Annotated in this window: 24 protein-coding genes; 14 read left to right on the plus strand and 10 right to left on the minus strand. The window is 65.8% G+C overall.

The features are described 5' to 3' along the window. The coding region (locus G3N58_RS20465; protein ID WP_206000054.1) for a response regulator transcription factor at positions 1-674 on the minus strand (674 nt) is incomplete at its 3' end. A 264-nt stretch (positions 675-938) separates the two neighbouring features. Here G3N58_RS20465 and recA point away from each other — a divergent pair. The 8 genes from recA (at position 939) to G3N58_RS20505 (ending at position 9,483) form a co-directional block, all read left to right on the plus strand. After that, positions 939-2,015 (plus strand): recombinase RecA, encoded by a 1,077-nt coding sequence (gene recA / locus G3N58_RS20470; RefSeq protein WP_013090445.1) that lies wholly within the window; start codon positions 939-941, stop codon positions 2,013-2,015. A gap of 7 nt (positions 2,016-2,022) precedes the next feature. Beyond that, positions 2,023-2,802 carry a recombination regulator RecX gene (recX, locus tag G3N58_RS20475; protein WP_206000055.1) on the plus strand — a complete coding sequence of 260 codons (780 nt, stop codon included), beginning with the start codon at positions 2,023-2,025 and terminating at the stop codon, positions 2,800-2,802. Between the two features lie 171 nt (positions 2,803-2,973). Beyond that, positions 2,974-3,711 (plus strand): DUF2889 domain-containing protein, encoded by a 738-nt coding sequence (locus tag G3N58_RS20480; RefSeq protein WP_167283958.1) that lies wholly within the window; start codon positions 2,974-2,976, stop codon positions 3,709-3,711. Next, the gene (sucC, locus tag G3N58_RS20485) at positions 3,708-4,877 is read left to right on the plus strand and encodes an ADP-forming succinate--CoA ligase subunit beta (RefSeq protein WP_206000056.1); all 1,170 of its coding nucleotides are present in this window, start codon (positions 3,708-3,710) and stop codon (positions 4,875-4,877) included. The genes G3N58_RS20480 and sucC overlap by 4 nt, the downstream gene beginning before the upstream one ends. 111 nt (positions 4,878-4,988) lie before the next feature. After that, positions 4,989-5,870, plus strand: a complete 882-nt coding sequence (gene sucD, locus G3N58_RS20490) for a succinate--CoA ligase subunit alpha (RefSeq protein ID WP_062124510.1) — start codon at positions 4,989-4,991, stop codon at positions 5,868-5,870. A gap of 168 nt (positions 5,871-6,038) precedes the next feature. Further along, the gene (locus G3N58_RS20495; protein ID WP_167283959.1) at positions 6,039-6,743 is read left to right on the plus strand and encodes a TerC family protein; all 705 of its coding nucleotides are present in this window, start codon (positions 6,039-6,041) and stop codon (positions 6,741-6,743) included. A 181-nt stretch (positions 6,744-6,924) separates the two neighbouring features. Next, positions 6,925-7,563, plus strand: coding sequence for a pilin (locus G3N58_RS20500; protein WP_205990080.1), 639 nt, complete (start codon positions 6,925-6,927; stop codon positions 7,561-7,563). A 135-nt stretch (positions 7,564-7,698) separates the two neighbouring features. Beyond that, the gene (locus tag G3N58_RS20505) at positions 7,699-9,483 is read left to right on the plus strand and encodes a Wzy polymerase domain-containing protein (RefSeq protein WP_167040790.1); all 1,785 of its coding nucleotides are present in this window, start codon (positions 7,699-7,701) and stop codon (positions 9,481-9,483) included. Positions 9,484-9,612: 129 nt separating this feature from the next. Here the strand turns inward: G3N58_RS20505 and G3N58_RS20510 are convergent, their stop codons facing one another. The 3 genes from G3N58_RS20510 to G3N58_RS34640 all read right to left on the minus strand — a co-directional run bounded on the left by G3N58_RS20510 (position 9,613) and on the right by G3N58_RS34640 (position 10,935). Continuing rightward, positions 9,613-9,963, minus strand: a complete 351-nt coding sequence (locus tag G3N58_RS20510) for a nucleotide pyrophosphohydrolase (protein WP_167040792.1) — start codon at positions 9,961-9,963, stop codon at positions 9,613-9,615. A gap of 58 nt (positions 9,964-10,021) precedes the next feature. Next, on the minus strand, positions 10,022-10,501 hold the full coding sequence (gene moaC, locus G3N58_RS20515) for a cyclic pyranopterin monophosphate synthase MoaC (protein ID WP_205990077.1): 480 nt from the start codon (positions 10,499-10,501) through the stop codon (positions 10,022-10,024). 173 nt (positions 10,502-10,674) lie between these two features. Then, the gene (locus tag G3N58_RS34640; protein WP_346778281.1) at positions 10,675-10,935 is read right to left on the minus strand and encodes a hypothetical protein; all 261 of its coding nucleotides are present in this window, start codon (positions 10,933-10,935) and stop codon (positions 10,675-10,677) included. Here G3N58_RS34640 and G3N58_RS20520 point away from each other — a divergent pair. Next, on the plus strand, positions 10,901-12,598 hold the full coding sequence (locus G3N58_RS20520) for a M48 family metalloprotease (protein ID WP_346778280.1): 1,698 nt from the start codon (positions 10,901-10,903) through the stop codon (positions 12,596-12,598). The two genes, G3N58_RS34640 and G3N58_RS20520, sit on opposite strands and share 35 nt — an antisense overlap. A 169-nt stretch (positions 12,599-12,767) precedes the next feature. Here G3N58_RS20520 and G3N58_RS20525 read toward each other — a convergent pair whose 3' ends face one another. From G3N58_RS20525 to G3N58_RS20550, 6 genes are all read right to left on the minus strand, one after another. Beyond that, positions 12,768-13,343, minus strand: a complete 576-nt coding sequence (locus G3N58_RS20525; protein WP_167283963.1) for a DUF2946 family protein — start codon at positions 13,341-13,343, stop codon at positions 12,768-12,770. Continuing rightward, the gene (locus G3N58_RS20530; RefSeq protein WP_206000058.1) at positions 13,336-14,388 is read right to left on the minus strand and encodes a hydrolase; all 1,053 of its coding nucleotides are present in this window, start codon (positions 14,386-14,388) and stop codon (positions 13,336-13,338) included. The genes G3N58_RS20525 and G3N58_RS20530 overlap by 8 nt, the downstream gene beginning before the upstream one ends. Before the next feature lie 46 nt (positions 14,389-14,434). Continuing rightward, a complete protein-coding gene (locus G3N58_RS20535) occupies positions 14,435-14,881 on the minus strand; it encodes a nuclear transport factor 2 family protein (RefSeq protein ID WP_167040808.1) in 447 nt (148 codons plus the stop codon). Positions 14,882-15,049: 168 nt separating this feature from the next. Further along, complete coding sequence (waaF, locus tag G3N58_RS20540) at positions 15,050-16,075, minus strand: lipopolysaccharide heptosyltransferase II (protein ID WP_167040811.1); 1,026 nt, start codon at positions 16,073-16,075, stop codon at positions 15,050-15,052. 259 nt (positions 16,076-16,334) lie between these two features. Further along, entirely contained in the window at positions 16,335-16,529 is a 195-nt protein-coding gene (locus tag G3N58_RS20545; RefSeq protein WP_167040814.1) for a zinc-finger domain-containing protein, read from the minus strand. Positions 16,530-16,601: 72 nt separating this feature from the next. Continuing rightward, a complete protein-coding gene (locus G3N58_RS20550) occupies positions 16,602-17,525 on the minus strand; it encodes a branched-chain amino acid transaminase (RefSeq protein WP_206000059.1) in 924 nt (307 codons plus the stop codon). 237 nt (positions 17,526-17,762) lie between these two features. On the opposite strand from G3N58_RS20550, the gene G3N58_RS20555 reads away from it, so the two are divergent. The 5 genes from G3N58_RS20555 to fba all read left to right on the plus strand — a co-directional run bounded on the left by G3N58_RS20555 (position 17,763) and on the right by fba (position 23,481). Further along, positions 17,763-18,509, plus strand: a complete 747-nt coding sequence (locus tag G3N58_RS20555; RefSeq protein ID WP_167040820.1) for an AzlC family ABC transporter permease — start codon at positions 17,763-17,765, stop codon at positions 18,507-18,509. Then, a complete protein-coding gene (locus tag G3N58_RS20560) occupies positions 18,506-18,838 on the plus strand; it encodes an AzlD domain-containing protein (protein ID WP_167040823.1) in 333 nt (110 codons plus the stop codon). The genes G3N58_RS20555 and G3N58_RS20560 overlap by 4 nt, the downstream gene beginning before the upstream one ends. A gap of 267 nt (positions 18,839-19,105) precedes the next feature. Further along, positions 19,106-20,299: a phosphoglycerate kinase gene (locus tag G3N58_RS20565; protein WP_205990073.1), complete on the plus strand. Its 1,194-nt coding sequence runs from the start codon at positions 19,106-19,108 to the stop codon at positions 20,297-20,299. A gap of 487 nt (positions 20,300-20,786) precedes the next feature. Then, on the plus strand, positions 20,787-22,223 hold the full coding sequence (pyk, locus tag G3N58_RS20570; RefSeq protein WP_167283968.1) for a pyruvate kinase: 1,437 nt from the start codon (positions 20,787-20,789) through the stop codon (positions 22,221-22,223). A gap of 193 nt (positions 22,224-22,416) precedes the next feature. Continuing rightward, a complete protein-coding gene (gene fba / locus G3N58_RS20575; RefSeq protein ID WP_167040832.1) occupies positions 22,417-23,481 on the plus strand; it encodes a class II fructose-bisphosphate aldolase in 1,065 nt (354 codons plus the stop codon). Positions 23,482-23,497: the final 16 nt, after the last annotated feature.

A 23,497-nucleotide genomic window follows, 5' to 3' on the forward strand; every position in this document is an offset into this window, starting at 1 on the left:
CCGGGCGGCGCCGCTTTTTCCAGGCAGTAGCCGAGCCCGCGCACGGTGATGATGCGCACGCCGCTCGGCTCGATCTTCTTGCGCAGCCGGTGCACGTAGACCTCGATCGCGTTGTTGCTGACTTCCTCGCCCCATTCGCACAGATGGTCGACGAGCTGTTCCTTCGAGACGAGCCGGCCGATTCGTTGCAGCAGCACTTCGAGCAGGCCGAGTTCGCGCGCCGACAGATCGATGACCTGCTCGTTCACATAGGCGCTCCGGCCGACCTGGTCGAACGACAGCGAGCCATGCCGCACGACCGTCGGGCCGCCGCCCGCGCCGCGCCGCGTGAGCGCCCGCACGCGTGCTTCGAGTTCGTTGAGCGCGAAGGGTTTGGCCATGTAGTCGTCGGCGCCGAGATCGAGCCCCTTGACGCGTTCGTCGACGCTGTCGGCGGCGGTCAGGATCAGCACGGGCAGGTTCGAATTGCGCGCGCGCAGGCGGCGCAGCACCTCGAGGCCGGACATGCGCGGCAGGCCCAGATCGAGGATCAATAGGTCGAACGACTGCATTGACAACGCCGTATCGGCTTCCACGCCGCTTTTGACGTGATCGACGGCATAGGCCGATTGGCGGAGTGATCGAAGCAGACCGTCCGCGAGTATGCTGTCGTCTTCGGCTATCAGAATTCGCATGATGCGCCAGCCTGGCTTTGCCGGCACCGTGGGGGACGCCCCGGCGCGCAGCGGTCTCCGAACATCATTGTGGGTAGTTGAGGTAGTGCGACAGTAAAAATGCGCGTTCGCATGACAATCGCGCTTGCCAAAACTACTGTTTTTTTATACAGTGTCTGCGTTTCGTGTGCCGTTCTCAGGACCGTGCCGAATTTGTACCGAATCCGGCCGGAACCTGGGCGCACACCTGCCTCAGACGCCGTTCATCATAGCAAAGGACGATTCATGGAAGAAAGCAAGAAAGGCTCGGCTGGACTGACTGCTGAAAAGAGCAAGGCACTTGCCGCCGCGCTCGCGCAGATCGAAAAGCAGTTCGGCAAAGGGTCGGTCATGCGGCTCGGCGCAGGTGAGGCAGTCGAAGACATCCAGGTGGTCTCCACCGGGTCGCTCGGCCTCGACATCGCACTGGGCGTCGGCGGTTTGCCGCGTGGCCGCGTGGTCGAAATCTACGGTCCGGAGTCGTCCGGTAAAACCACGCTGACGCTGCAGGTCATCGCCGAAATGCAGAAGCTTGGCGGCACCGCGGCGTTCATCGACGCGGAACACGCGCTCGACATCCAATACGCGGGCAAGCTCGGCGTGAACGTGGCCGACCTGCTGGTCTCGCAGCCGGACACAGGCGAACAGGCGCTCGAAATCGCCGACGCGCTCGTGCGCTCGGGCTCGATCGACATGATCGTGATCGACTCGGTCGCGGCACTGGTGCCGAAGGCGGAAATCGAAGGCGAAATGGGCGACTCGCTGCCGGGTCTGCAAGCGCGTCTGATGTCGCAGGCGCTGCGCAAGCTGACCGGTACGATCAAGCGCACGAACTGCCTCGTGATCTTCATCAACCAGATCCGCATGAAGATCGGCGTGATGTTCGGCAACCCGGAAACCACCACGGGCGGCAACGCGCTGAAGTTCTACGCGTCGGTGCGTCTGGACATTCGCCGTATCGGTTCGATCAAGAAGAACGACGAAGTGATCGGCAACGAAACGCGCGTGAAGGTCGTCAAGAACAAGGTGTCGCCGCCGTTCCGCGAAGCGATTTTCGACATTCTGTACGGCGAGGGCATCTCGCGTCAGGGCGAAATCATCGACCTCGGCGTGCAGGCCAAGATCGTCGATAAGGCTGGCGCATGGTACAGCTACAACGGCGAACGGATCGGCCAGGGCAAGGACAACGCGCGTGAATTCCTGCGCGAAAATCCGGACATCGCGCGCGAAATCGAAAACCGTATCCGCGAATCGCTGGGCGTCACCGCGATGGCAGATGCCGTGACCGGCGCGGACGCTGAAGTCGCGGACGAAGAAGAGTAAGCATCAGGTGATACGCAAAGGCCGGCCGCTGTCCGGTTCAGGTTCCAGCTCCGACTCCGGGCGTTACCCGGACGGCCCGCGCGATGCAGCGGAAGGATCGCCCGAGCAGGGCGATCCCTTCGATCCGTTCGAATCCTTCGACGCCCACGATCACGCTGCGGGTCGCGGCCCGCAGCGTACTCGGTCTCGAGTTTCCTCTGCGGCGTCCAGCCCCGATTTCTCCGGGCCGGATTCCCAACCCCTCTCCGAAAACACCTACACCCGCTCACGCCGCCAACCCGGTGAAGCGAAGCCGGGGCAGTCCGACGAAGCGGACAGCAGAAAATCCCAACGCCCGGCCCGTTCGCTGAAAGCGCGTGCGCTCGGCTATCTGTCGCGCCGCGAATATAGCCGCGCCGAACTTGCGCGCAAGCTGAAACCCTACGTCGAGGAAACCGATTCGCTCGACACGGTGCTCGACTCGCTCGAAGCCGAGAACTGGCTATCCGACTCGCGTTTCGCGGAAAGCCTGATTCACCGGCGCTCGTCCCGACTGGGCACGAGCCGCATCCTCGGCGAACTGAAGCAGCATGCGCTCAATCCTGCGCTTGTCGAAGAGGCGACCGCGCAACTGCGCGACACCGAACTCGCCCGTGCACGGGCCGTCTGGAGCAAGAAATTCGGTGAACTGCCGGGCACCCCGGCCGAGCGCGCGAAGCAGGCGCGCTTTCTCGCCTCGCGCGGCTTTTCCGGCGCGACGATCGGCAAGATCCTCAAAGGTATCGACGAGATGTGGGACGGCGACTAGCCGCACAGCGAGCGGAAAACCAGGAAGCGCCACGCGGGCGGCACGCCAAAAAGACAGGCGGGGCAGCGTTTTCCGCGCTACAGCCCAGCGGGCGGGGACGCAATCGGGACTGTCCCAAATACCCGTTATGCTAAAATCCGTAGGTTTTCCAATCCGGCCTTTCCTTCCCGCATGTCGCTCTCCCCGCCAGTGTCCCGTCAGTTGCGTCATCGTCGCGCAATCAGAGCGGAAGCTTACGAGCGAGCAGATGGCCTGTGGGACGTGGAAGCGTGCCTGACCGACAAAAAGCCGCGCGATGTGCAGCTTGCGTCGGGTGTCCGGCCCAATGGTCAGCCGATCCATGAGCTCTGGCTTCGCATCACGATCGATCGCAAGCTCAACGTCGTCGACGCCGAAGCGTCGTCCGACTGGGTGCCCTATCCGGGCTCATGCCAGGCCAGCAATTCCGCCTATCGCGCCCTCATCGGGCTCAATCTGCTCCACAACTTCCGTCGCGATGCTGCCCGTTTGCTGGCCGGCACGGCTGGCTGCACGCATCTCACCGAGTTGTGCGCGGTCTTGCCGACCGCCGCGATTCAGGCGTTCGCCGGCGACGTGTGGAACACCGCTGACAGCGCATCGGGCGCGAACACGGGTTCAGGAGACGAATCGCCTGATAGCACGGGCGAGCATTCCAACGACAAACCGCCATTCCAGCTGGGACGCTGCCACGCGCTGCGTTTCGACGGCGAAGCGGTGCAACGGTTTTATCCGCGCTGGTATGGCCACGCGCCGCGCCCGGAGCAGCGCGCGGCCTCGTCAGGCGATGCGGCGGGCCGCGAGGCACAACGCGGCAGCGCGTCCGGCATGAACGGCGGCAGCGGAAACGAAGTTCAATCCAACTCTCAGACTGAAGGGAATCACGCATGAAGATTCACGAGTACCAGGGTAAGGAAATCCTGCGGAAATTCGGCGTCGCGGTACCGCGCGGCAAGCCGGTCTTCTCGGTGGATGATGCGGTCAAGGCCGCGCAGGAGCTGGGCGGCCCGGTGTGGGTCGTCAAGGCTCAGATCCACGCGGGTGGCCGTGGCAAGGGCGGCGGCGTGAAGGTCGCCAAGTCGCTGGAACAGGTTCGCGAGTATTCGGAACAGATCCTCGGCATGCAGCTCGTCACGCACCAGACCGGCCCGGAAGGCCAGAAGGTGAACCGCCTGCTGATCGAAGAAGGCGCTGACATCAAGAAGGAACTGTATGTCGGTCTCGTGATCGATCGCGTTTCGCAGAAGATCGTCGTGATGGCATCGAGCGAAGGCGGCATGGACGTCGAAGAAGTCGCGGAAAAGACGCCCGAGCTGATCCACAAGGTTGCCGTCGATCCGTCGACCGGCCTGAAGGATGCGGAAGCCGACGACCTCGCGAAGAAGATCGGCGTGCCCGACGCTTCGATCCCGCAAGCTCGCGCGATCCTGCAAGGCCTGTACAAGGCATTCTGGGAAACCGATGCATCGCTCGCCGAAATCAACCCGCTGATCCTGACCGGCGACGGCAAGGTCATCGCACTCGACGCGAAGTTCAACTTCGACTCGAACGCGCTGTTCCGTCACCCGGAAATCGTCGCTTACCGCGATCTGGCCGAAGAAGATCCGGCTGAAATCGAAGCGTCGAAGTTCGACCTCGCATACATCTCGCTCGACGGCAACATCGGCTGCCTCGTGAACGGCGCTGGCCTCGCCATGGCAACGATGGACACCATCAAGCTGTTCGGCGGCGAACCGGCGAACTTCCTCGACGTCGGCGGTGGCGCGACGACCGAGAAGGTCACCGAAGCGTTCAAGATCATGCTGAAGAACCCGAACCTGACCGCGATTCTGGTCAACATCTTCGGCGGCATCATGCGCTGCGACGTGATCGCGGAAGGCGTGATCGCGGCGTCGAAGGCCGTGTCGCTGAAGGTGCCGCTCGTGGTCCGCATGAAGGGCACGAACGAAGACCTGGGCAAGAAGATGCTCGCCGAATCCGGTCTGCCGATCATCTCGGCCGACAGCATGGAAGAGGCGGCTCAGAAGGTCGTCGCGGCTGCTGCGGGCAAGGCGTAAGCCGGCCACAGCGCATACCAGACTACGAATGGCGGCGCGCGAGCGACGCGGGCGGGCTTCACGACGCCTTGCGGCGCCACGGTGCGACGCCAAACGAACAGAGGTTAATACATGTCGATTCTGATCAACAAAGACACCAAGGTCATCACGCAGGGCATCACCGGCAAGACCGGTCAGTTCCACACGCGTGCTTGCCGTGAGTATGCAAACGGCCGCGAAGCGTATGTCGCGGGCGTGAACCCGAAGCGCGCCGGCGAAGACTTCGAAGGCATTCCCATCTACGCGAGCGTCGCCGAAGCCAAGGCCGAAACGGGCGCGACCGTGTCGGTGATCTACGTGCCGCCGGCAGGTGCTGCCGCGGCGATCTGGGAAGCGGTCGAAGCCGACCTCGACCTCGCAATCTGCATTACGGAAGGCATTCCTGTCCGTGACATGATCGAGCTCAAGGCCCGCATGCGCGCGGAAAACCGCAAGACGCTGCTGCTCGGACCGAACTGCCCGGGCACGATCACGCCGGACGAACTGAAGATCGGCATCATGCCGGGTCACATCCACCGCAAGGGCCGCATCGGCGTCGTGTCGCGTTCGGGCACGCTGACGTACGAAGCAGTCGGCCAGCTGACCGCGATCGGCCTCGGCCAGTCGTCGGCAGTCGGTATCGGCGGCGACCCGATTAACGGTCTGAAGCACATCGACGTCATGAAGATGTTCAACGACGATCCGGATACGGACGCCGTCATCATGATCGGCGAAATCGGCGGTCCGGACGAAGCGAACGCTGCCGAGTGGATCAAGGACAACATGAAGAAGCCGGTGGTCGGCTTCATCGCCGGCGTCACGGCGCCTCCGGGCAAGCGCATGGGCCACGCCGGCGCGCTGATCTCGGGCGGTGCGGACACCGCCGAAGCGAAGCTGGAAATCATGGACGCCTGCGGTATCAAGGTCACGAAGAACCCGTCGGAAATGGCGCGTCTTCTGAAGGCGATGCTGTAAATCGAAGAAATGTGCGTGCCGTCGCGGCACGCCTTTGATACGCTTACGAGGTCCTTTCGTGAGCGGGCGGTCCCGAAAAGCGGGGGAGTGCAGACTCCTCCGCTTTTTTTTGTCCGCGCGCATGCCGAGTTTCCGTCCGCTAGGCGGTTTTTTCCTATCCGGTCTCTCATGCTCGAATTCTTCTCGACGCTCAACTGGGGCGCGGTTTTCCAGATCATCGTCATCGACATTCTGCTCGGCGGCGACAACGCGGTCGTGATCGCGCTGGCCTGCCGCAATCTGCCGCCGTCGCAGCGCGTGCGCGGCGTGCTGTGGGGGACCGCCGGCGCGATCGTGCTGCGCGTCGTGCTGATCGCGTTCGCGGTCGTGCTGCTCGACGTGCCGCTGCTGAAGTTCGCGGGCGGCCTGCTGCTGCTGTGGATCGGCGTGCGTCTGCTCGTGCCCGCGCACGATGTGCATGAGAACGTCAAGCCTGCCGACAAGCTAATCTCGGCGATCAAAACCATCGTCGTCGCGGACGCGGTGATGAGCCTCGACAACGTGATCGCCATCGCGGGCGCGGCCGAGTCGGCCGCGCACGAGCATCGTCTTGCGCTCGTGATTTTCGGCCTCGTGGTGAGCATTCCGCTGATCGTGTGGGGCAGTCAGCTGATTCTCAAGCTGCTCGACCGCTTTCCGTTCATCGTGCTGTTCGGCGCGGCATTGCTCGGCTGGATCGCGGGCGGCCTGATGGTCAACGACCCGGCCGGCGACCGCTGGCCGATCCTCGACACGCCCGTCGCCGAATACGGGACGAGCGTCGCGGGGGCGCTGTTCGTCGTGATCGTCGGGTCTCTGCTGAAGCGCCGCAACGCGAGGCGCGCCGCGCTTTGACGGGGGCGCCGGGCGAGGAGATGCGCCGGGCGGGTTCGAGTGTGCCGGGCGGCTAACACGTCGGCACGTCGGCGCAACATTAGCCATCTGGCTGACTGTGAACCGCGCGCCTCACTCGCTACGATTGAAACGCCTGTTCCCGATTCGCGGGCAGGCGTTTTTCGTATCAGGAGGTCCGCCGATGATCTTTACCTTGCCGTATCCCCCTTATTCCCAGGCCCAGGCCGCGCGTTCCTCGTGCCTCTCCCGCTGCGTGCGCTGGCGCCCGAACTGGCCCGCGCGGCTCGCGCGCATCCGCGATCGCTGGGGCGTCGGCTTCACGCTGATCGAGCTGATGATCGTGCTCGCGATCGTCGGCGTGATCGCGGCCTATGCGATTCCCGCGTATCAGGACTATCTGGCGCGCAGCCGGGTCGGCGAGGGCTTGTCGCTCGCGTCCTCGGCGCGGCTCGCAGTGGCCGAAAACGCCGCGAGCGGCAATGCGTTCAGCGGCGGTTATGCGTCGCCGCCCGCCACGCGCAATGTCGAGTCCATTCAGATCGACGACGACACCGGCCAGATCACGATCGCGTTCACGACGCGCGTCGCGCCGGCCGGTTCGAACACGCTGACGCTCGTGCCGTCGGTGCCGGACAACGCGGACGCACCGACCGCGCGCGTCGCCTTGAACAAGGACGCGGTGCAGAGCGGTGCGCTCACATGGGAGTGTTTTGCGGGCGGCAAGGCGGCGTCGTCGTTGCCGGCACCGGGCGCGGGACCCGCGCCGGTCGACGCGCCGACGCTCGCGGCGAATCTGGCGCCGCCGGAATGCCGCTCCTGAGCGGTCGGCTGACTCCGCGCCGCAACAGGGACGCCACGTAAAACGCTGATTTTTGGGCTATTTCGGCCGGGCCGGCGCACAGCGCAAGGAATTTTTTGTATAGTGCGCCGGTTGCCGACGCCCACCGTTGATTCGATGCCCACCCCTTTCGCGCGTTACCTGTCTCTCGTCCTATTGGCTCTCGCGTTGGTGCTGCCTTATGCGGTTTCCAACCATACGTATCCGATCCCGACCTTCTACGCCGAATTCACCGCGTTCGCGCTGTATCTGCTGATGGGCGCCGCGGTCGTGCTGCTCGTCGCGAGCGCAAGGCCGCGCGTGACGTTCGCGTCGCCGGCGGTCGCGCTGGTGCCGCTGCTGTTCGGTCTCGTGCTGGTCGTGCAGACGTTCGTGCTGCCGGTCGCACAGCCGTCGATGAACTGGCTCGGCGCCGGCTTCCTGCTCGCCGCGTTCATGGCCGTGCATGCGGGCTACGGCTTCGCGCGCGCGAAGCTCGATGAAACCGCCTTGCGCTGGGCGGCCGGGGCGTTGATCGCGGGCGGCCTGTTTGCGGTGTTCAGCCAGGTGATCCAGCTGTTCCATCTCGAGACGCGCGTGGCGCCGCTCGTGGTCGCCTATAACGTGACCGTCGAGCGCCGGCCGTTCGGCAACATGGCGCAGGCGAACCACCTCGCCACCTATATCTCGTTCGCGATGGCGGGCGCGCTGTATCTCGTGCAGACACGGCGCATCGCCGTGCCGGTCTGGTTGCTCGTGTCGACGATTTTCTCGGCCGGACTCGCGCTGACCGTCTCGCGCGGTCCGTGGCTGCAAATGGGCGTGATCGTCGTCGCCGGTTTCTGGATGGCGTTCGCGCAGATGCGCAACGAGCCGCGCCTGCGCCGCGGCAACCGCGAGTGGCTGATTCCGATCGTGCTCGCGGTGCTGTTCTTCGTGGTCAATGCGCTGATCCGCTGGGCCAACGTGCGCTATCACCTCGAACTCGGGCAGTCGGCGGCCGAGCGCTTCCAGGACGCCGGCCAGATCGCGCCGCGCCTCGCGCTATGGAAATACGGCTGGACGATGTTCAAGGCGCATCCGCTGCTCGGCGTCGGCTGGGGCGAATTCCCGAACTACCAGTTCGAACTCGTGAAGACGTTGGGCGGCGTCGAAATCGCCAACAACTCGCACGACATCTTTATCGATCTGCTCGCGAAGACCGGCTTGATCGGTCTCGCGATCGTGCTGCTCGGTCTCGTCGCGTGGCTCGCGCGCGTCGTGCGCGCGCCGCAGAGCGCGGCGCGCGTGTTCGGCGTTGCGCTGATCGGCGTGCTGACGATGCACGCGCTCGTCGAATATCCGCAGCAATACATGTTCTTCCTGCTGCCCGCCATGTTCGTATTCGGCCTGCTCGAAACGCGGCCGCTACGCATCGTTCCCGAGCGCGTGTCGCTGGGCGTGTTTGCGGTGGTCGTGTTCGGCGGGCTGGCTTCGCTGTATCCGGTCTATCGCGACTATGCGCGTGCCGAGGTGCTGTATTACGGCGCGCGTCCGGCCGAGCAGTACGGCGCCGATCCGTCGTTCCTGTTCGGCTCGTGGGGCGAATACGGCCTCGCGACATTGCAGCCGATGAATTCCGCGAACCTGCAACACAAGCTCGAGATGCACCGGCGGGCGATCGCGCTGCTGCCGGGCGAAACGGTGCTGCGTCGTTACGCGGTATTGCAGGCCTTGAGCGGCGATACCGCGGCGGCGCTCGACACGGTCGAACGCCTGAGAATTTTTGCCGAGGAGTTGAAGGACTGGCCGGCGCAGTTGGGCTATCTGTACGAACTGGTCGACGAGCAGAAGTCGCTCGCCGGTTTCCGGGAAGAACTGGTCAAGCGCTACGGCAAGCCGTCGGCCGACGCGGCGCAGGATGACGACGATAGCGACGATTGACGGCGGCGCACGGTCTGTATCGGCCTTCTTTGCAGAGGGCTCCTCGCATCGCTCGTTCGGTTAAGGTTAGGGTTAAGGGCGTTCATGGAAGCTTGCGCGATTCGCTTCATGCGCGAAAGCTTCCGCCCGTCAGAGCTCCGAATATTTCGTGGACCTGCCTTTCGCCTTGTCCGCGGGATAGCGCTCTTCGTTCAGTTCGAGCTTTTCCGCCGCCGCCTCGACGAGATCGAAGCCGGCGGCATCGGCAACCAGCAGCAGGTACATGAGCACGTCGGCGCATTCGTGCCGCAGGTTCTTCATTTGCGTCGGATCGCGGAGCAATGCTTCGATGTCCGCATCGGTCTTCCACTGGATCGTTTCCAGCAACTCGCCGGCCTCGATGCTCGTGGAGACGATCAGGTTGCGCAGCGTGTGAAACTGCTGCCAGTCGCGAGCGTCGCGGAAGGCCAGTAATTGCTCGCGCAGTTTGTCGATGGTCATGTCCTTGTCCTGGTGGTTGCCGGGCGCGGTGTCGGATCGAGCCTGATGAAATACGCGCTCAATCCTGCGCGACCCAATCCCCCGATTTGCCGCCATGCTTTTCCATTACCCTCACATCCGTGATGGTCATGCCGCGATCGACGGCCTTGCACATGTCGTACACGGTCAGAAGCCCGACCTGCACGGCCGTCAGCGCTTCCATCTCGACGCCCGTTCGTCCGAGCGTTTCCGCCTGAACCGTGCAATGCACGCCGGGCAGCGTTTCGTCGAGTTCGAAGTCGGCTTTCACGCGAGTCAGCGCGAGCGGATGGCATAGCGGAATCAGATCGGCGGTGCGCTTCGAGCCCTGGATCGCCGCGATGCGCGCAATGCCGATTACATCGCCCTTCTTGGCGTTGCCGTCGCGGATCAGCGCGAACGTTGCCGGCAGCATGCGGATCGAACCCCGCGCGATCGCGATGCGCTTCGTCTCCTGCTTGCCGCCGACGTCCACCATATGCGCCTCGCCGGCCGCATTGAAATGAGTGAGTTCAGGCATGGTTGGCTCCTTCAGAGGGCGCCTATCATAGCAGTGCGCCCGTTGCGCGGCGCGGCGACCGGATCGCCCCTGAAGCGCCGCCACGACTGATTACAATTGCGCTGAGTGCTGCCCCGCGCCGTCCTCATGTCCGCTATCTTAGTCCGGGCCGCGCGCGTCGCTTTTCGACTTCGTCAGACCGGCTCCTCGATGCGTTCAAAACGGTTTCTCGCTGCGTTGCTGTCGATCGCGCTGGCCGCGCCGCCGGGCGCGTTCGCGCAGGCGAGCAGCGCTTCAGCCGGCGCATTGGGTAGCACCTCGGGCATCGCATCGAACAGTGCATCGAGAAGTGCTTCAGGTGGCCCATCAAGCAACACAGCGAGCAGCCCATCAAACACTCCCCCGGCCATCCCGTCGAGCATCACGTCGAATACCGCGTCCGGTATCGCGCTCAACCCGCAATCCAGCGAAGCGCCGCTCGTCAGCGGTCCGGCCGATAGCTACGCCGATCCGATCCTGCCGCAGGACATCGCGCCAGGCGTGTTCGGCACATATGGCGGCGCGCAAAGCCGCTTCTCGAACGGCAACAGCGGCAATAGCGGCAACAACCGCAACAGCGCCAACACGGGCCGCGCCGGCAGCAACGGCTGGCGCGCGCCGATCGCCGCGCAGCAGTTGCCCGATCTCGGCAGCGGCGGCGCCGGTTCGCTGACGCCGCAGGCCGAGCGCAAGCTCGGCGAGCGCGTGATGCGCGAGCTGCGGCGCGATCCCGACTATCTCGAAGACTGGCTCGTGCGCGACTACCTCAACTCGGTCTCGGGCAAGCTCGCGGCGGCGGCCAACGCGCTGTACATCGGCGGCTATCGTCCGGACTTCGATCTGTTCGCGGTGCGCGACGCGCAGATCAACGCGTTTTCGCTGCCGGGCGGCTTCATCGGCGTGAACACGGGGCTGATCGTGGCGACGCAGACCGAATCCGAACTCGCCTCGGTGCTCGGTCACGAGATGGGGCACGTCCTGCAACGCCATATCTCGCGGATGATCTCGAACGGCGAGCGCAGTACCTACGCGGCGCTCGCCGGCATGCTGTTCGGCGTGCTGGCGGGCGTGCTCGCGCACAGCGGCGATCTCGGCAGCGCGATCGCGCTCGGCGGCGAGGCGTACGCGGTCGACAGCCAGTTGCGCTTCTCGCGTTCGGCCGAGCAGGAAGCGGACCGCGTCGGCTTTCTGCTGCTCGCGGGCTCCGGCTACGACCCGTATGCGATGCCGACGTTCTTCCACCGGCTCGAGCGCGCGGCGATGAACGACAACGGCATGCCGGCCTATGCGCGTACGCATCCGCTGACGGGCGAGCGGATCGCCGACATGGAAGATCGCGCGCGCCGCGCGCCGTACCGGCAGCCGCATCAGGACCCCGAATACGGCTTTGTGCGGGCGCGCGCGCGTCTCCTGCAAGGCCACTCGCGCAGCGATTACGCCGATGAAATCTCGCGGCTGCACTCGGAAATCGACGAGCGCACGGCGCTCAACGTCGCCGCGAACTGGTACGGCATCGCGTATGGGCAGATGCTGCTGGAGCGTGACGACGACGCCACGGCGGCGCTCGCCAACGCGCGCGCGACGTTCACGGCGAGCGAGCGCGCCGAGGGCGAACCCGAGCGCAGCTCGCCGAGCCTCGACGTGCTCGCGGCCGACATCGCGCGGCGCGCCGGTCACGACGACGAAGCCGTACGGCTCGCCGATTTCGCGCAGAAGCGCTGGCCGCAGTCGAATGCCGCGATCGACATGCATATCCGCACGCTGCTGACCTTGCGGCGTTTCGCCGAGGCGCAGGCGCTCGCGAAGCGGGAGACGGCGGCGCATCCCGATCAGCCCGCGTGGTGGCTCTATCTCGCGCAGGCGAGCGCGGGCAGTGGCGACGTGTTGACCCAGCATCGCGCGATGGCGGAGAAGTTTGCGCTGGAGGGGGCATGGCCGTCGGCGATCCGGCAATTGAAGGACGCGCGCGATCTGAAGACGATCGGCTATTACGATCTCGCGACCGTCGACGCGCGTCTGCACGAGATGGAGAACCGCTACAAGGAAGAACGGCTCGACGAGAAGGGGGAAGGGGTGTGAGCTTGCCGTCGGCGCGCATGAAGCGAAGCGCCTTCTGCGAGACGAAGAACGGTGACTGACGGTGGTTCGTGGGGAAGCGTCAGTCTGGTCAGTCAGGCTCCGATGCCGGGCTCGGCCGACAGAAGCCTGCCTCGGCGCGTGCCTCAGATCCGGGCCTCAGACCCGCGACTCAAACCCCCGCCGCTGGACTCGCGACGAACCCGAACCGCGCCGCCACTTCATCGCGCCGCACGCTTTGCAGCGGCAACGCGACCTGATCGTTCCAATGGAATTTGCCGCTCAGCGTATCGTCGCCGGCGAGCGTCGCGTGATCGGAGAAGAGTTCCAGGTCGTGATCGTGCAGCGTCGCGATCCGTGCCGGCTCCGAGCGATCGGCGAACAGAACGCCGCCGTCTTCATCGACGAATACCGCCGCTGGTTCGAACGCACCGCCGCCCTGGTCGTGCAACGCGAGTGAGCCATCGGCTGCCGCGGACAACCTCACCACCCACGGCGTATACGCAAGCTCGACGTACACACGCTGCGGCCCGTTCTGGAAAAACCACTGGCCGCGCTCGTCGGCCTCGTAGTTGCGGTTGATGAAGCCGAGCAGCGCTTCATGACGGATCGCCACGCCCGGCGAGCCGCTTGCCTGGGCCGCTTCGTCGCGCATGCGCCAGTTGCCGCGCCGGTCGAGCATGAGCCAGCCGGTGCAGCTCGGCACGTTTGGCCATTTGGCGAGAGCCTGTTTGACGATGTCATCCATGATCGACGTGACGCTCCAGATAGCCGAACACGCGCCGCGAGAGCCAGTCGATGCGGCCCGGGAACGGCCCGGTCATGAAACCCGCGTGGCCGCCGTGTTCGGGTTGATAGAGTTCGACCGCCGCCGACACCTCGTGCCGCGACGGCAGCGCCTCGGCCGGCAGGAACGGATCGTTGCGCGCGTTGAGCACGAGCGTCGGCACCTCGATGTGCGGCAGCAGCGGGCGCGTGGTTGCGCGGCTCCAGTAGTCGTCGGTATCGCGAAAGCCGTGCAGCGGCGCGGTCACGACGTTGTCGAATTCGTACATCGTGCGGCTTGCGAGCATCGCGTCGCGATCGAACAGCCCCGGAAACTGTTCGAGCTTCTGGCTGGCCTTCTGCTTGAGCGTTTTCAGGAAGCTGCGCGTGTAGACGAGGCCGAAGCCCTGCGACAAGGCGCGGCCGCCCGCATGCACGTCGATCGGCGTCGAAATCGCGGCGGCCGCCGACACCACCCGCGCCGCGTCTTCGCGCTGTTCGCCGAGCCAGCGCAGCAGCACGTTGCCGCCGAGCGACACGCCCGCCGCGACGACCGGCCCGCGATGCGCGGCGCGCAGTCGGCGCAGGACCCAGTCGACCTCGGCGCTGTCGGCGAGATGGTAGAAGCGCGGCAGACGATTCAGCGGGCCGCTGCAGCTGCGAAAGTGCGGCACCACGCCGTGCCAGCCGTATTTGCGCGCGGCCGCCATCAGCGTGGCCGCGTAATGCGAGCCCGAACTGCCTTCGAGGCCGTGAAACAGCACGAAGAGCGGCGCGGTATCGGCGGGCGGGCTGTCGTGCGCAACCCAGTCGAGATCGATGAAATCGCCGTCGGGCGTGTCCCAGCGCTCGCGGCGAAACGACACCGCGGGGCGGCGCGCGAACAGCGAAGGGACGATGGTTTGCGCATGCCGGTTCGGCAGCCAGAGCGGCGCGCGGTACAGCAGTTCGACGCTCGCCTCGACGGCCGCCGCGACCTTCGTGGAAGCCGGGACGGGGGAAGCGGATTTGTCGTGCGTCGAACTCATGCCTGCATGAAAACGGAAAGCGTCGATCCGAAGTGGCGCCGCGCGCTCAATGCAGCGGACCTTGCCCGTGCCGCATCTTCGTGGCGAACTGGCTCGCGGTTTCGTTCGGCATCGGGCTCGCGTGAATGTGCGCGATGCGCCATTCGCCGCGCTCGTGAACCATCACGTAAGTGGTGAAAACCATCGCGGGCGTGGCGGTCGGGCCAGCCGGGCGATGCGCCTCGGCAATCGCATAGACCACGGTGCCGAGGCTGTCGTAGACGCGGATGTCGAGCGGCTCGATCAACACCGGCGCCGCTTCGAGCTGGGTCTGCAAGCCGGCGCGGATACTGTCGAGCCCATGCAGGTGCGAGCCGTCCGCGCAGATGCAGCTCACGAACTCCTCGTCGATCCACAAGCCCATCAAGCTGTCGATATTGACCTCGGCGACGGCCTGATAGTAGGCGTTCAGGGTATCGGCGGCGGCTTCGAAGATATGGGCAAAACGTGGCATGGCTCGTCAGTCTCTTGTGCGCGGCGCGCGGTTGAGGATCGGCGGTCAGCGGGATGGTCCGGCGCGCCGGACCATCGCTCCCCGGCGCCAGCTTGCCCGCGCCGCAAGGCGCGAACATGACGCGACGCACTCGGGGGCGTGCGGTGTTGCGTGCAAGTATCAGTCGGCTCAGCGCTGCGCGAGCAGCATGCCGCGCAAATCGCCGAACACCTGCTCGGCGCTCAACTGTTTCAGGCAGTTCAGATGGCCGAGCGGACACTCGCGCTCAAAACAGGGGCTGCATTCGAGATGGAGCCATTGTACCTTCGCGAGCTCGGACAAGGGCGGCGTGTGGCGCGGATCGGTCGAGCCGTACACGGCCACGAGCGGGCGGCGCAGCGCGGCGGCGACGTGCATGAGACCGGAGTCGTTGGTGACGACCGCGTTGGCTCGCGAGATCAGCGCGCAGGCTTCGCCGAGCGCGGTCTGGCCGCACAGGTTGCGCACGTTCGGGGCTTTCTCGGCGATCGCCTGGGCGAGCGGCGCATCTTTCGGCGAACCGAGCGCGACGATCTGCGTGTACGGGAACGACTGGCCGACCATTTGCGCGAGCGCGGCGAAGTGCTCGGTCGGCCAGCGCTTCGCGGCACCGTATTCGGCACCCGGGCAGAACACGAGCAGCGGCACGCGCGTATCGAGATTGAAGCGCGCCGAGACGCGCGACGCCTCGTTCAGGTCCGCGTCGAGGCGCGGCATCGGCAGGTCCTCGGGAACCTTGGCGCCGGGCGCGTAGGCGAGGGCCGCGTAATGGCCGACCATCGGCGGGCGCTCGTCCTTGCGCGGATTCGCGTGGCGCACGTTGAGCACGCCGTAGCGGCTCTCGCCGCTATAGCCGATGCGCAGCGGGATGCCCGCCAGCCACGGAATCAGCGCCGACTTGAACGAGTTCGGCAGCACGTAGGCCGCGTCGTAGCCGACGTCGCGCAAGTCGCTCGACAACTGCCAGCGGCGCAGCATCTGCAGCTTGCCGTGCGCGAGGTCGGTGGCGTAAACGTCGCGGATTTCCGGCATGCGTTCGAGCACGGGCGCGACCCAGGTGGGCGCGACCGCGTCGATGACGATGCGCGGATGCAATTTCACGAGGCGCGCAAACAGCGGCTGCGCCATCAATGCGTCACCGATCCAGTTCGGTGCGATAACCAACGCGCGACGCATCAGAGTGAGTGTCCGGTATCGATAAGAAGCGCCGCGCGCGCAATGCGCGTGGCGTTCGGATGGGTCAAAAGGGGAAAGCCGAAAACCGCGCGGCATGTAGCCGTTTGCCCTGACACGCCGGGGTGGCGGTTCGGGCTCGCGGCGCGGCTGCGCGGGTAATCGGCTCGTATGAAGGGCTCGCGCCGGTTTCGGCGGCGCGGGTGTCGTCGTGAAACCGTCGCGCTGCTGAAGCCGGCCGAAGCCGCTCGATAAGCCGTGCCTAGTGGCCCCTGATTACTTCGCCGTCGCGCAGCTTGTAGCGCGTGCTGCAGTACGGGCAGCGCGCTTCGCCGTGCGTGACGTCGATGAAGACGCGCGGATGCGCGCTCCAGCGCGGCATGGCCGGGTTCGGACAATACGCCGGCAGGTCCTTTGCCGACAGTTCGACCAGCGGCATTTCCTTGATTTCGCTCATGAGACTCTCGTTGTATGCGGGGGGCGGTCAGAGCGCCGCCGGCGAGCGGCGCGGCGCATCCTGGAACTTCGCTCAGATTCGGGTCAGCCAGTGCGCGTACTTCGGATTCTTGCCGTTCACGACGTCGAAGAAGGCCGCTTGCAGCTTCTCGGTGATCGGGCCGCGCGCGCCGGCGCCGATCGTGCGGTTGTCGAGCTCGCGGATCGGCGTGACTTCGGCGGCGGTGCCGGTGAAGAACGCTTCGTCGCAGGTATAGACCTCGTCGCGCGTGATGCGCTTTTCGATGACCTGCAGGCCCATGTCGCGCGCGAGCGTGATGACGGTGTCGCGCGTGATGCCGTCGAGGCACGACGACAGATCGGGCGTGTACAGCTTGCCGTTGTTGACGAGGAAGAAGTTCTCGCCCGAGCCTTCCGACACGTAGCCGTCGACGTCGAGCAGCAGCGCTTCGTCGTAGCCGTCGGCGATCGCTTCCTGGTTCGCGAGAATCGAGTTCACATACCAGCCCGACGCCTTCGCGCGCACCATCGACACGTTCACGTGGTGGCGCGTGAACGACGAGGTCTTCACGCGGATGCCCTTGGTCATGCCGTCTGCGCCGAGGTACGCGCCCCACGGCCAGGCGGCGATCGCGACGTGAATCGTGTTGCCCTTGGCCGACACGCCGAGCTTTTCCGAGCCGACCCAGATGATCGGGCGCAGATAGCACGACTCGAGCTTGTTCTCGCGGACCACTTCGCGTTGCGCGGCGGCGAGCGTTTCATGGTCGAACGGCACGTCCATCTGGAAAATCTTGGCCGAGTTCAGCAGGCGCTTGGTGTGCTCCTGCAGGCGGAAGATCGCGGTGGCGCCGTCGGCCGTCTTGTAAGCGCGCACGCCCTCGAATACGCCCATGCCGTAGTGCAGCGTGTGGGTGAGCACGTGGATCTTGGCATCGCGCCAGTCGATGAGCTTGCCATCCATCCAGATCTTGCCGTCGCGGTCGGCCATTGACATACGATTCTCCAGCGGGTGCGTTATGAGGTGTGGCGGCGTGTGGCGGCGAGCGCCAAGGCATGGCCAGGAGCGCTATTTTAGCGTCATTTGCACACACAACGGGCATTTGAGCGTATCCCGGACGCTATAATCCTGCGCACGCATAAATCGAATCCGGATGCGCCAGCGGGTGGGCTCGCAACCTGGCGCCGACCTGTTCTTCCTGGCGGCGTCCCTCGCGCCGGCGCCCTTCGCCTCATGCTCGCTCGACTGTCCGATACCGATCGCCGCGCTTTCCGTGAGGGCGCGCGCGACTATACTCCCACGCTGATGGCGATTTTCTCGTGGGGCCTCGTCACCGGTATCGCGATGAGCAAGTCCGTGCTCACGCTGCCGCAGGCGCTCACGATGTCGCTGCTGTGCTACGCCGGTTCGTCGCAACTGGCGGTGCTGCCGCTTCTCGCCGCGAAGCTGCCGGTCTGGACCGCGCTGCTGACCGCGGCAATGGTCAATACCCGCTTCGTGATCTTCAGCGCCGGCCTCGCGCCGCACTTCTCCTATCTGCCGATGTGGCGGCGCATCCTGCTCGGCTATTTCAACGGCGACGTGATCTATCTGCTGTTCCAGAAGAAGAGCTTTCCCACCGGCTACGTGCCCGGCAAGGAGGCGTATTTCTGGGGCATGGCCGTGTCGAGCTGGCTGTCGTGGCAGGTCTCGTCGATCGTCGGCATCCTGCTCGCGAGCCTGATTCCCGATAACTGGGGGCTCGCGCTCGCGGGCACGCTCGCGCTGCTGCCGATCATGGTGTCGGCGATCGCGACGCGCTCGACGATGGTCGCCGTGGCGGTCGCCGGCATTGTCTCGCTGCTCGCTTTCGACCTGCCGTACCGGCTCGCGCTGCCGCTCGCGGTGATCGCGGCGATCGTCGCCGGCAGCGCGGCCGACCTCATGATCGAGCGGGCGGACCTGCGCCGCATCCGCGACCGCGCTGGAGACGCCCCATGACCTCGACGCAGATCTGGCTCGCGATTGCCGGCATGACCTTCGTCACCGCGCTCACGCGCGCGCTGTTCCTGATCGGCGGCGAGCGCACGGTGCTGCCGGCGCGCGTGCAGCGCATGATGCGCTACGCGCCCGCCGCGGCGCTCGCGGCCGTGGTGCTGCCCGACGTGCTGGCGACCCCCGGGGGTTTGTCGTTCGCGCCGTCGAATCACGAGTTCTACGCGACGCTCGCCGGTCTCGGCTGGTTCCTGTGGCGCCGCACCATGCTCGGCACGATCGTCACCGGGATGGTCGTGTTCACGTTGCTGCGCGTCCTCATGCTGCTCGTGTGACGGGGGGCGGCGCCGATGCTGCGGCGCGGTATCGGCGCTGGCGCGGCCAAATACGGGAGATTCGCGCCATCGCGGGTCAGAAGGCCGTTTGGATCAGTTAAAATGCCGCTTTCCGGGTTGAGCGCGCCGCAGCAAGGCGCCCGTGCCGCGGCGATCCCGCCGGCGCCCAATCCCGCGGAGCCGCCGGGCCGCGGCGCTGGAGTTCGCCGCGCAGCGCCCCGCGCGCAGTCCGCCACCGCCTTCTCATCCACTCGCATACTCAAGCCCATGAACAAGGTATTGCGTCTCTCCGACCTGATCGCCGAAGGCAAGCTGTCCGGCCAACGTGTGTTCATCCGCGCCGATCTGAACGTGCCGCAGGACGATCAAGGCAACATCACCGAAGACACCCGCATCCGCGCTTCCGTGCCGGCCATCGAGGCCGCGCTCGCCGCCGGCGCCGCCGTGATGGTCACCTCGCACCTCGGCCGCCCGACCGAAGGCGATTTCAAGCCCGAAGACTCGCTCGCGCCGGTCGCGAAGCGCCTCGCCGAACTGCTCGGCCGCGACGTGCCGCTCGTCGCCAACTGGGTCGAAAACGGCGTCGACGTGGCGCCGGGCTCGGTCGTGCTGCTCGAAAACTGCCGCGTCAACAAGGGCGAAAAGAAGGATTCCGACGAGCTCGCGCAGAAAATGGCGAAGCTCTGCGATATCTACGTGAACGACGCGTTCGGCACCGCGCACCGCGCCGAAGCGACCACCCACGGCATCGCGAAGTACGCGCCGGTGGCCTGCGCGGGTCCGCTGCTCGCCGCCGAACTCGAAGCGCTCGGCAAGGCGCTCGGCGCACCGAAGCGTCCGCTCGTCGCGATCGTCGCGGGCTCGAAGGTGTCGACCAAGCTGACCATCCTGAAGTCGCTCGCCGAGAAGGTCGATCAGCTGATCGTCGGCGGCGGCATCGCCAATACGTTCATGCTCGCGGCCGGCCTGAAGATCGGCAAGTCGCTTGCCGAAGCCGATCTCGTCGCCGAAGCGAAGGCGATCATCGACGCGGCCAAGGCGCGCGGCGCCTCGGTGCCGATCCCGACCGACGTGGTCACGGCCAAGGCGTTCTCGCCGACCGCGAAGGCCGAAGTGAAGGCCGTCGCCGACGTAGAGGACGACGACATGATCCTCGACATCGGTCCGCAGACCGCGCAGGCGCTTGCCGCGCAGCTCGAAAAGGCCGGCACGGTCGTGTGGAACGGCCCGGTCGGCGTGTTCGAGTTCGACCAGTTCGGCAACGGCACGAAGACGCTCGCGGACGCGATCGCGCGTTCGGCGGCGTTCTCGATCGCCGGCGGCGGCGACACGCTCGCGGCGATCGCTAAGTACGGCATCCACGACCAGGTCAGCTACATTTCGACGGGCGGCGGCGCGTTCCTCGAATTCCTCGAGGGCAAGAAGCTGCCAGCGGTCGAAGTTCTGGAATCGCGGGCTTAACGTGGCGGCGCGTTCCCCATCGGCGAAGTCGACCAAGGCGCGAGGCGCGCAAGCGCCGCGCGGTAACGCGGCAGCGACGGCAGGGGAGCGCGTGGCACGCGCGACCGCTGTGCGGGCAACGGCGGAACAGGAGGTGGCTGGCGAGGTGCCGGCAGCGCCAGTGACCACTGAACCGGCGCCAGTTGCCGGAGCGGCCGCGGAGCCGGTTGCGGAGCATGCCCTCGCCGCCGGCGCGGAGCAGCCGCCAACGCCCCGCACCGGCTCCACTCAAACAGATTCGACCCCGCCGGCACAGCCTTCCGGCAAGCAGCACGGCAACACCCCGGCGCGCGAGGCGCCGGTCACGCATACCGCATCACCCGTATTACCCCACAAAGCGACCCCGGTCACAGCCGGCGCGCGACCCCACGCAGCATCTTTCGATGCGCCGACTCCGCAGCAGCCCCCCAGTGCTCTTTCCAGCGATCCCATCCAGACGAGGAGACTCATGCATCGCGCCACCAAGATTGTCGCTACTATCGGTCCGGCTTCCAGCACACCGGAAATCCTGCTGCAAATGATTCGTGCGGGGCTGGATGTCGTGCGGCTCAATTTCTCGCACGGCACCGCCGACGACCACCGCCAGCGCGCCGAATTCGTGCGCGAGGCGGCCCGCCAGGCCGGCCGTGAAGTCGCCATCATGGCCGACCTGCAGGGGCCGAAGATCCGCGTCGGCAAGTTCGAGAGCGGCCGCACGACGCTCGTCGTCGGCAATCCGTTCATCCTCGACGCCGACTGCGAGCTCGGCAACGACGAGCGCGTCGGCCTCGACTACAAGGACCTGCCGCGCGACCTGAAGCCGGGCGACGTGCTGCTGCTCAACGACGGCCTGATCGTGCTGGACGTGCAGCGCCTGATCGGCAACGAGATCCATACGATCGTGAAGGTCGGCGGCGAGCTGTCGAACAACAAGGGCATCAACCGCCAGGGCGGCGGGCTGTCGGCGCCCGCGCTGACCGCGAAAGACATGGAAGACATCCGCACGGCGATGTCGCTCGGCGTCGATTTCATCGCGGTGTCGTTTCCGAAGAACGCCACCGACATGGAAATGGCCCGCCAGCTCTCGAACATCGCTGGCGCGCCGTACGGCATCAAGCCGAAGATGATCGCGAAGATCGAGCGCGCCGAAGCGATTCCGGCGCTGCAGGGCATTCTCGACGCGTCGGACGGCATCATGGTCGCGCGCGGCGATCTGGCCGTCGAAGTCGGCAATGCCGCGGTGCCGGCGCTGCAAAAGCGCATGATCCGCATGGCGCGCGAGTCGAACAAGTTCGTGATTACCGCGACGCAGATGATGGAGTCGATGATCCACGCACCCGTGCCGACCCGCGCGGAAGTGTCGGACGTCGCGAACGCGGTGCTCGACGGCACCGACGCGGTGATGCTGTCGGCGGAATCGGCGGCGGGCAAGTATCCGGTGCAGACCATCGAGACGATGGCCGCGATCTGTCTCGAAGCCGAGAAGTCGGAGCAGTCGGAACTCGACAAGGACTTCCTCGACCGCACGTTCACGCGCATCGACCAGTCGATCGCGATGGGCGCGTTATTCACGGCCTATCACCTCGGCGCGAAGGCGATCGTCGCGCTGACCGAGTCGGGCTCGACCGCGCTGTGGATGTCGCGCCACTGGACCCACGTGCCGATTTTCGCGCTGACGCCGCGCGTCGGCAGCGAGCGGGCGATGGCGCTGTACCGCAACGTGACCTCGCTGCATCTGGACACCAACACCGACCGCGACACCGCCTTGCAGCAGGCGCTCGAAACCGTGGTCCGCAAGGGCTATGCGTCGCATGGCGACATGGTCGTGCTGACGGTCGGCGAGCCGATGGGCCAGGCCGGCGGCACCAACACGTTGAAGATCGTGCGGGTTGGCGAACCGTACTGATCGGGTAGGACCCGCTCGATCGGCACAGGCCCGATTGAGCGAAGCAGGCCGGCACCCCGGCATCCGTACGGCTCGTGTGCGACGGCGCACCAAAACGCCGTTGCGAGCCCGGGAACGCCGCCTGCTTCGCGATAGAATCGCCGCAAAAGATGCCGACGACAAAAGAATTCGTTTCAATCTAAGGAGTTACAGCATGCCTCTCGTATCAATGCGTCAACTGCTGGACCATGCTGCCGAAAACGGCTACGGCCTGCCGGCGTTCAACGTGAACAACCTGGAGCAGGTGCAGGCGATCATGGCCGCGGCCGACAAGGTCAACGCCCCGGTCATCATGCAGGCCTCGGCCGGCGCGCGTAAGTACGCGGGCGAGCCGTTCCTGCGTCACCTGATCGAAGCGGCGGTCGAGTCGTATCCGCACATCCCGGTCGTGATGCACCAGGACCACGGCCAGTCGCCGGCGGTGTGCATGGCGGCGATCCGCAGCGGCTTCACGAGCGTGATGATGGACGGCTCGCTCGAAGCCGACGGCAAGTCGGTCGCCTCGTACGAGTACAACGTCGAGGTGTCGCGCAAGGTTGTCGAAGCGGCGCACTCGATCGGCGTCACGGTCGAAGCGGAGCTGGGCGTGCTCGGTTCGCTCGAAACGATGAAGGGCGACAAGGAAGACGGCCACGGCGCCGAAGGCACGATGACGCGCGAGCAGCTGCTGACCGATCCGGAGCAGGCCGCCGACTTCGTCAAGCTGACCCAGTGCGACGCGCTGGCGATCGCGATCGGCACCTCGCACGGCGCCTACAAGTTCAGCAAGAAGCCGACGGGCGACATTCTCTCGATCGCACGCATCAAGGAAATTCACGCGCGCATTCCGAACACGCACCTCGTGATGCACGGCTCGTCGTCGGTGCCGCAGGAACTGCTGGCCGAGATTCGCGAATTCGGCGGCGACATGAAGGAAACCTACGGCGTGCCGGTCGAGGAAATCCAGGAAGGCATTCGCCACGGCGTGCGCAAGGTCAACATCGACACCGACCTGCGTCTCGCGATCACGGGCGCGATCCGCCGCTACATGGCGACCAACCCGGGCAAGTTCGATCCGCGCGACTACCTGAAGCCGGCGCGCGAAGCGGCGATGAAGGTCTGTATCGACCGCTACACGCAATTCGGCTGCGAAGGCCAGGCCGGCAAGATCAAGCCGGTCTCGCTTGATAAAATCGCGGAGAAGTACAAGTCGGGCGAGCTCGCGCAAGTCGTCCGCTAAGCTGTCGTTCCGGCCG

Origin of the sequence: Paraburkholderia sp. Ac-20342 (assembly GCF_017104985.1) — a bacterium.
In the GTDB taxonomy this organism is placed as follows: Bacteria; Pseudomonadota; Gammaproteobacteria; order Burkholderiales; family Burkholderiaceae; genus Paraburkholderia.

Coding starts and splice junctions, on each gene's coding strand:
- recA (WP_013090445.1), top strand. CDS start 939: ATGGAAGAAAGCAAGAAAGGCTCGGCTGGACTGACTGCTGAAAAGAGC.
- G3N58_RS20480 (WP_167283958.1), top strand. CDS start 2,974: ATGTCGCTCTCCCCGCCAGTGTCCCGTCAGTTGCGTCATCGTCGCGCA.
- sucC (WP_206000056.1), top strand. CDS start 3,708: ATGAAGATTCACGAGTACCAGGGTAAGGAAATCCTGCGGAAATTCGGC.
- sucD (WP_062124510.1), top strand. CDS start 4,989: ATGTCGATTCTGATCAACAAAGACACCAAGGTCATCACGCAGGGCATC.
- G3N58_RS20495 (WP_167283959.1), top strand. CDS start 6,039: ATGCTCGAATTCTTCTCGACGCTCAACTGGGGCGCGGTTTTCCAGATC.
- G3N58_RS20500 (WP_205990080.1), top strand. CDS start 6,925: ATGATCTTTACCTTGCCGTATCCCCCTTATTCCCAGGCCCAGGCCGCG.
- G3N58_RS20505 (WP_167040790.1), top strand. CDS start 7,699: ATGCCCACCCCTTTCGCGCGTTACCTGTCTCTCGTCCTATTGGCTCTC.
- G3N58_RS20510 (WP_167040792.1), bottom strand. CDS start 9,963: ATGACCATCGACAAACTGCGCGAGCAATTACTGGCCTTCCGCGACGCT.
- moaC (WP_205990077.1), bottom strand. CDS start 10,501: ATGCCTGAACTCACTCATTTCAATGCGGCCGGCGAGGCGCATATGGTG.
- G3N58_RS20525 (WP_167283963.1), bottom strand. CDS start 13,343: ATGGATGACATCGTCAAACAGGCTCTCGCCAAATGGCCAAACGTGCCG.
- G3N58_RS20530 (WP_206000058.1), bottom strand. CDS start 14,388: ATGAGTTCGACGCACGACAAATCCGCTTCCCCCGTCCCGGCTTCCACG.
- G3N58_RS20535 (WP_167040808.1), bottom strand. CDS start 14,881: ATGCCACGTTTTGCCCATATCTTCGAAGCCGCCGCCGATACCCTGAAC.
- waaF (WP_167040811.1), bottom strand. CDS start 16,075: ATGCGTCGCGCGTTGGTTATCGCACCGAACTGGATCGGTGACGCATTG.
- G3N58_RS20545 (WP_167040814.1), bottom strand. CDS start 16,529: ATGAGCGAAATCAAGGAAATGCCGCTGGTCGAACTGTCGGCAAAGGAC.
- G3N58_RS20550 (WP_206000059.1), bottom strand. CDS start 17,525: ATGTCAATGGCCGACCGCGACGGCAAGATCTGGATGGATGGCAAGCTC.
- G3N58_RS20555 (WP_167040820.1), top strand. CDS start 17,763: ATGCTCGCTCGACTGTCCGATACCGATCGCCGCGCTTTCCGTGAGGGC.
- G3N58_RS20560 (WP_167040823.1), top strand. CDS start 18,506: ATGACCTCGACGCAGATCTGGCTCGCGATTGCCGGCATGACCTTCGTC.
- G3N58_RS20565 (WP_205990073.1), top strand. CDS start 19,106: ATGAACAAGGTATTGCGTCTCTCCGACCTGATCGCCGAAGGCAAGCTG.
- pyk (WP_167283968.1), top strand. CDS start 20,787: ATGCATCGCGCCACCAAGATTGTCGCTACTATCGGTCCGGCTTCCAGC.
- fba (WP_167040832.1), top strand. CDS start 22,417: ATGCCTCTCGTATCAATGCGTCAACTGCTGGACCATGCTGCCGAAAAC.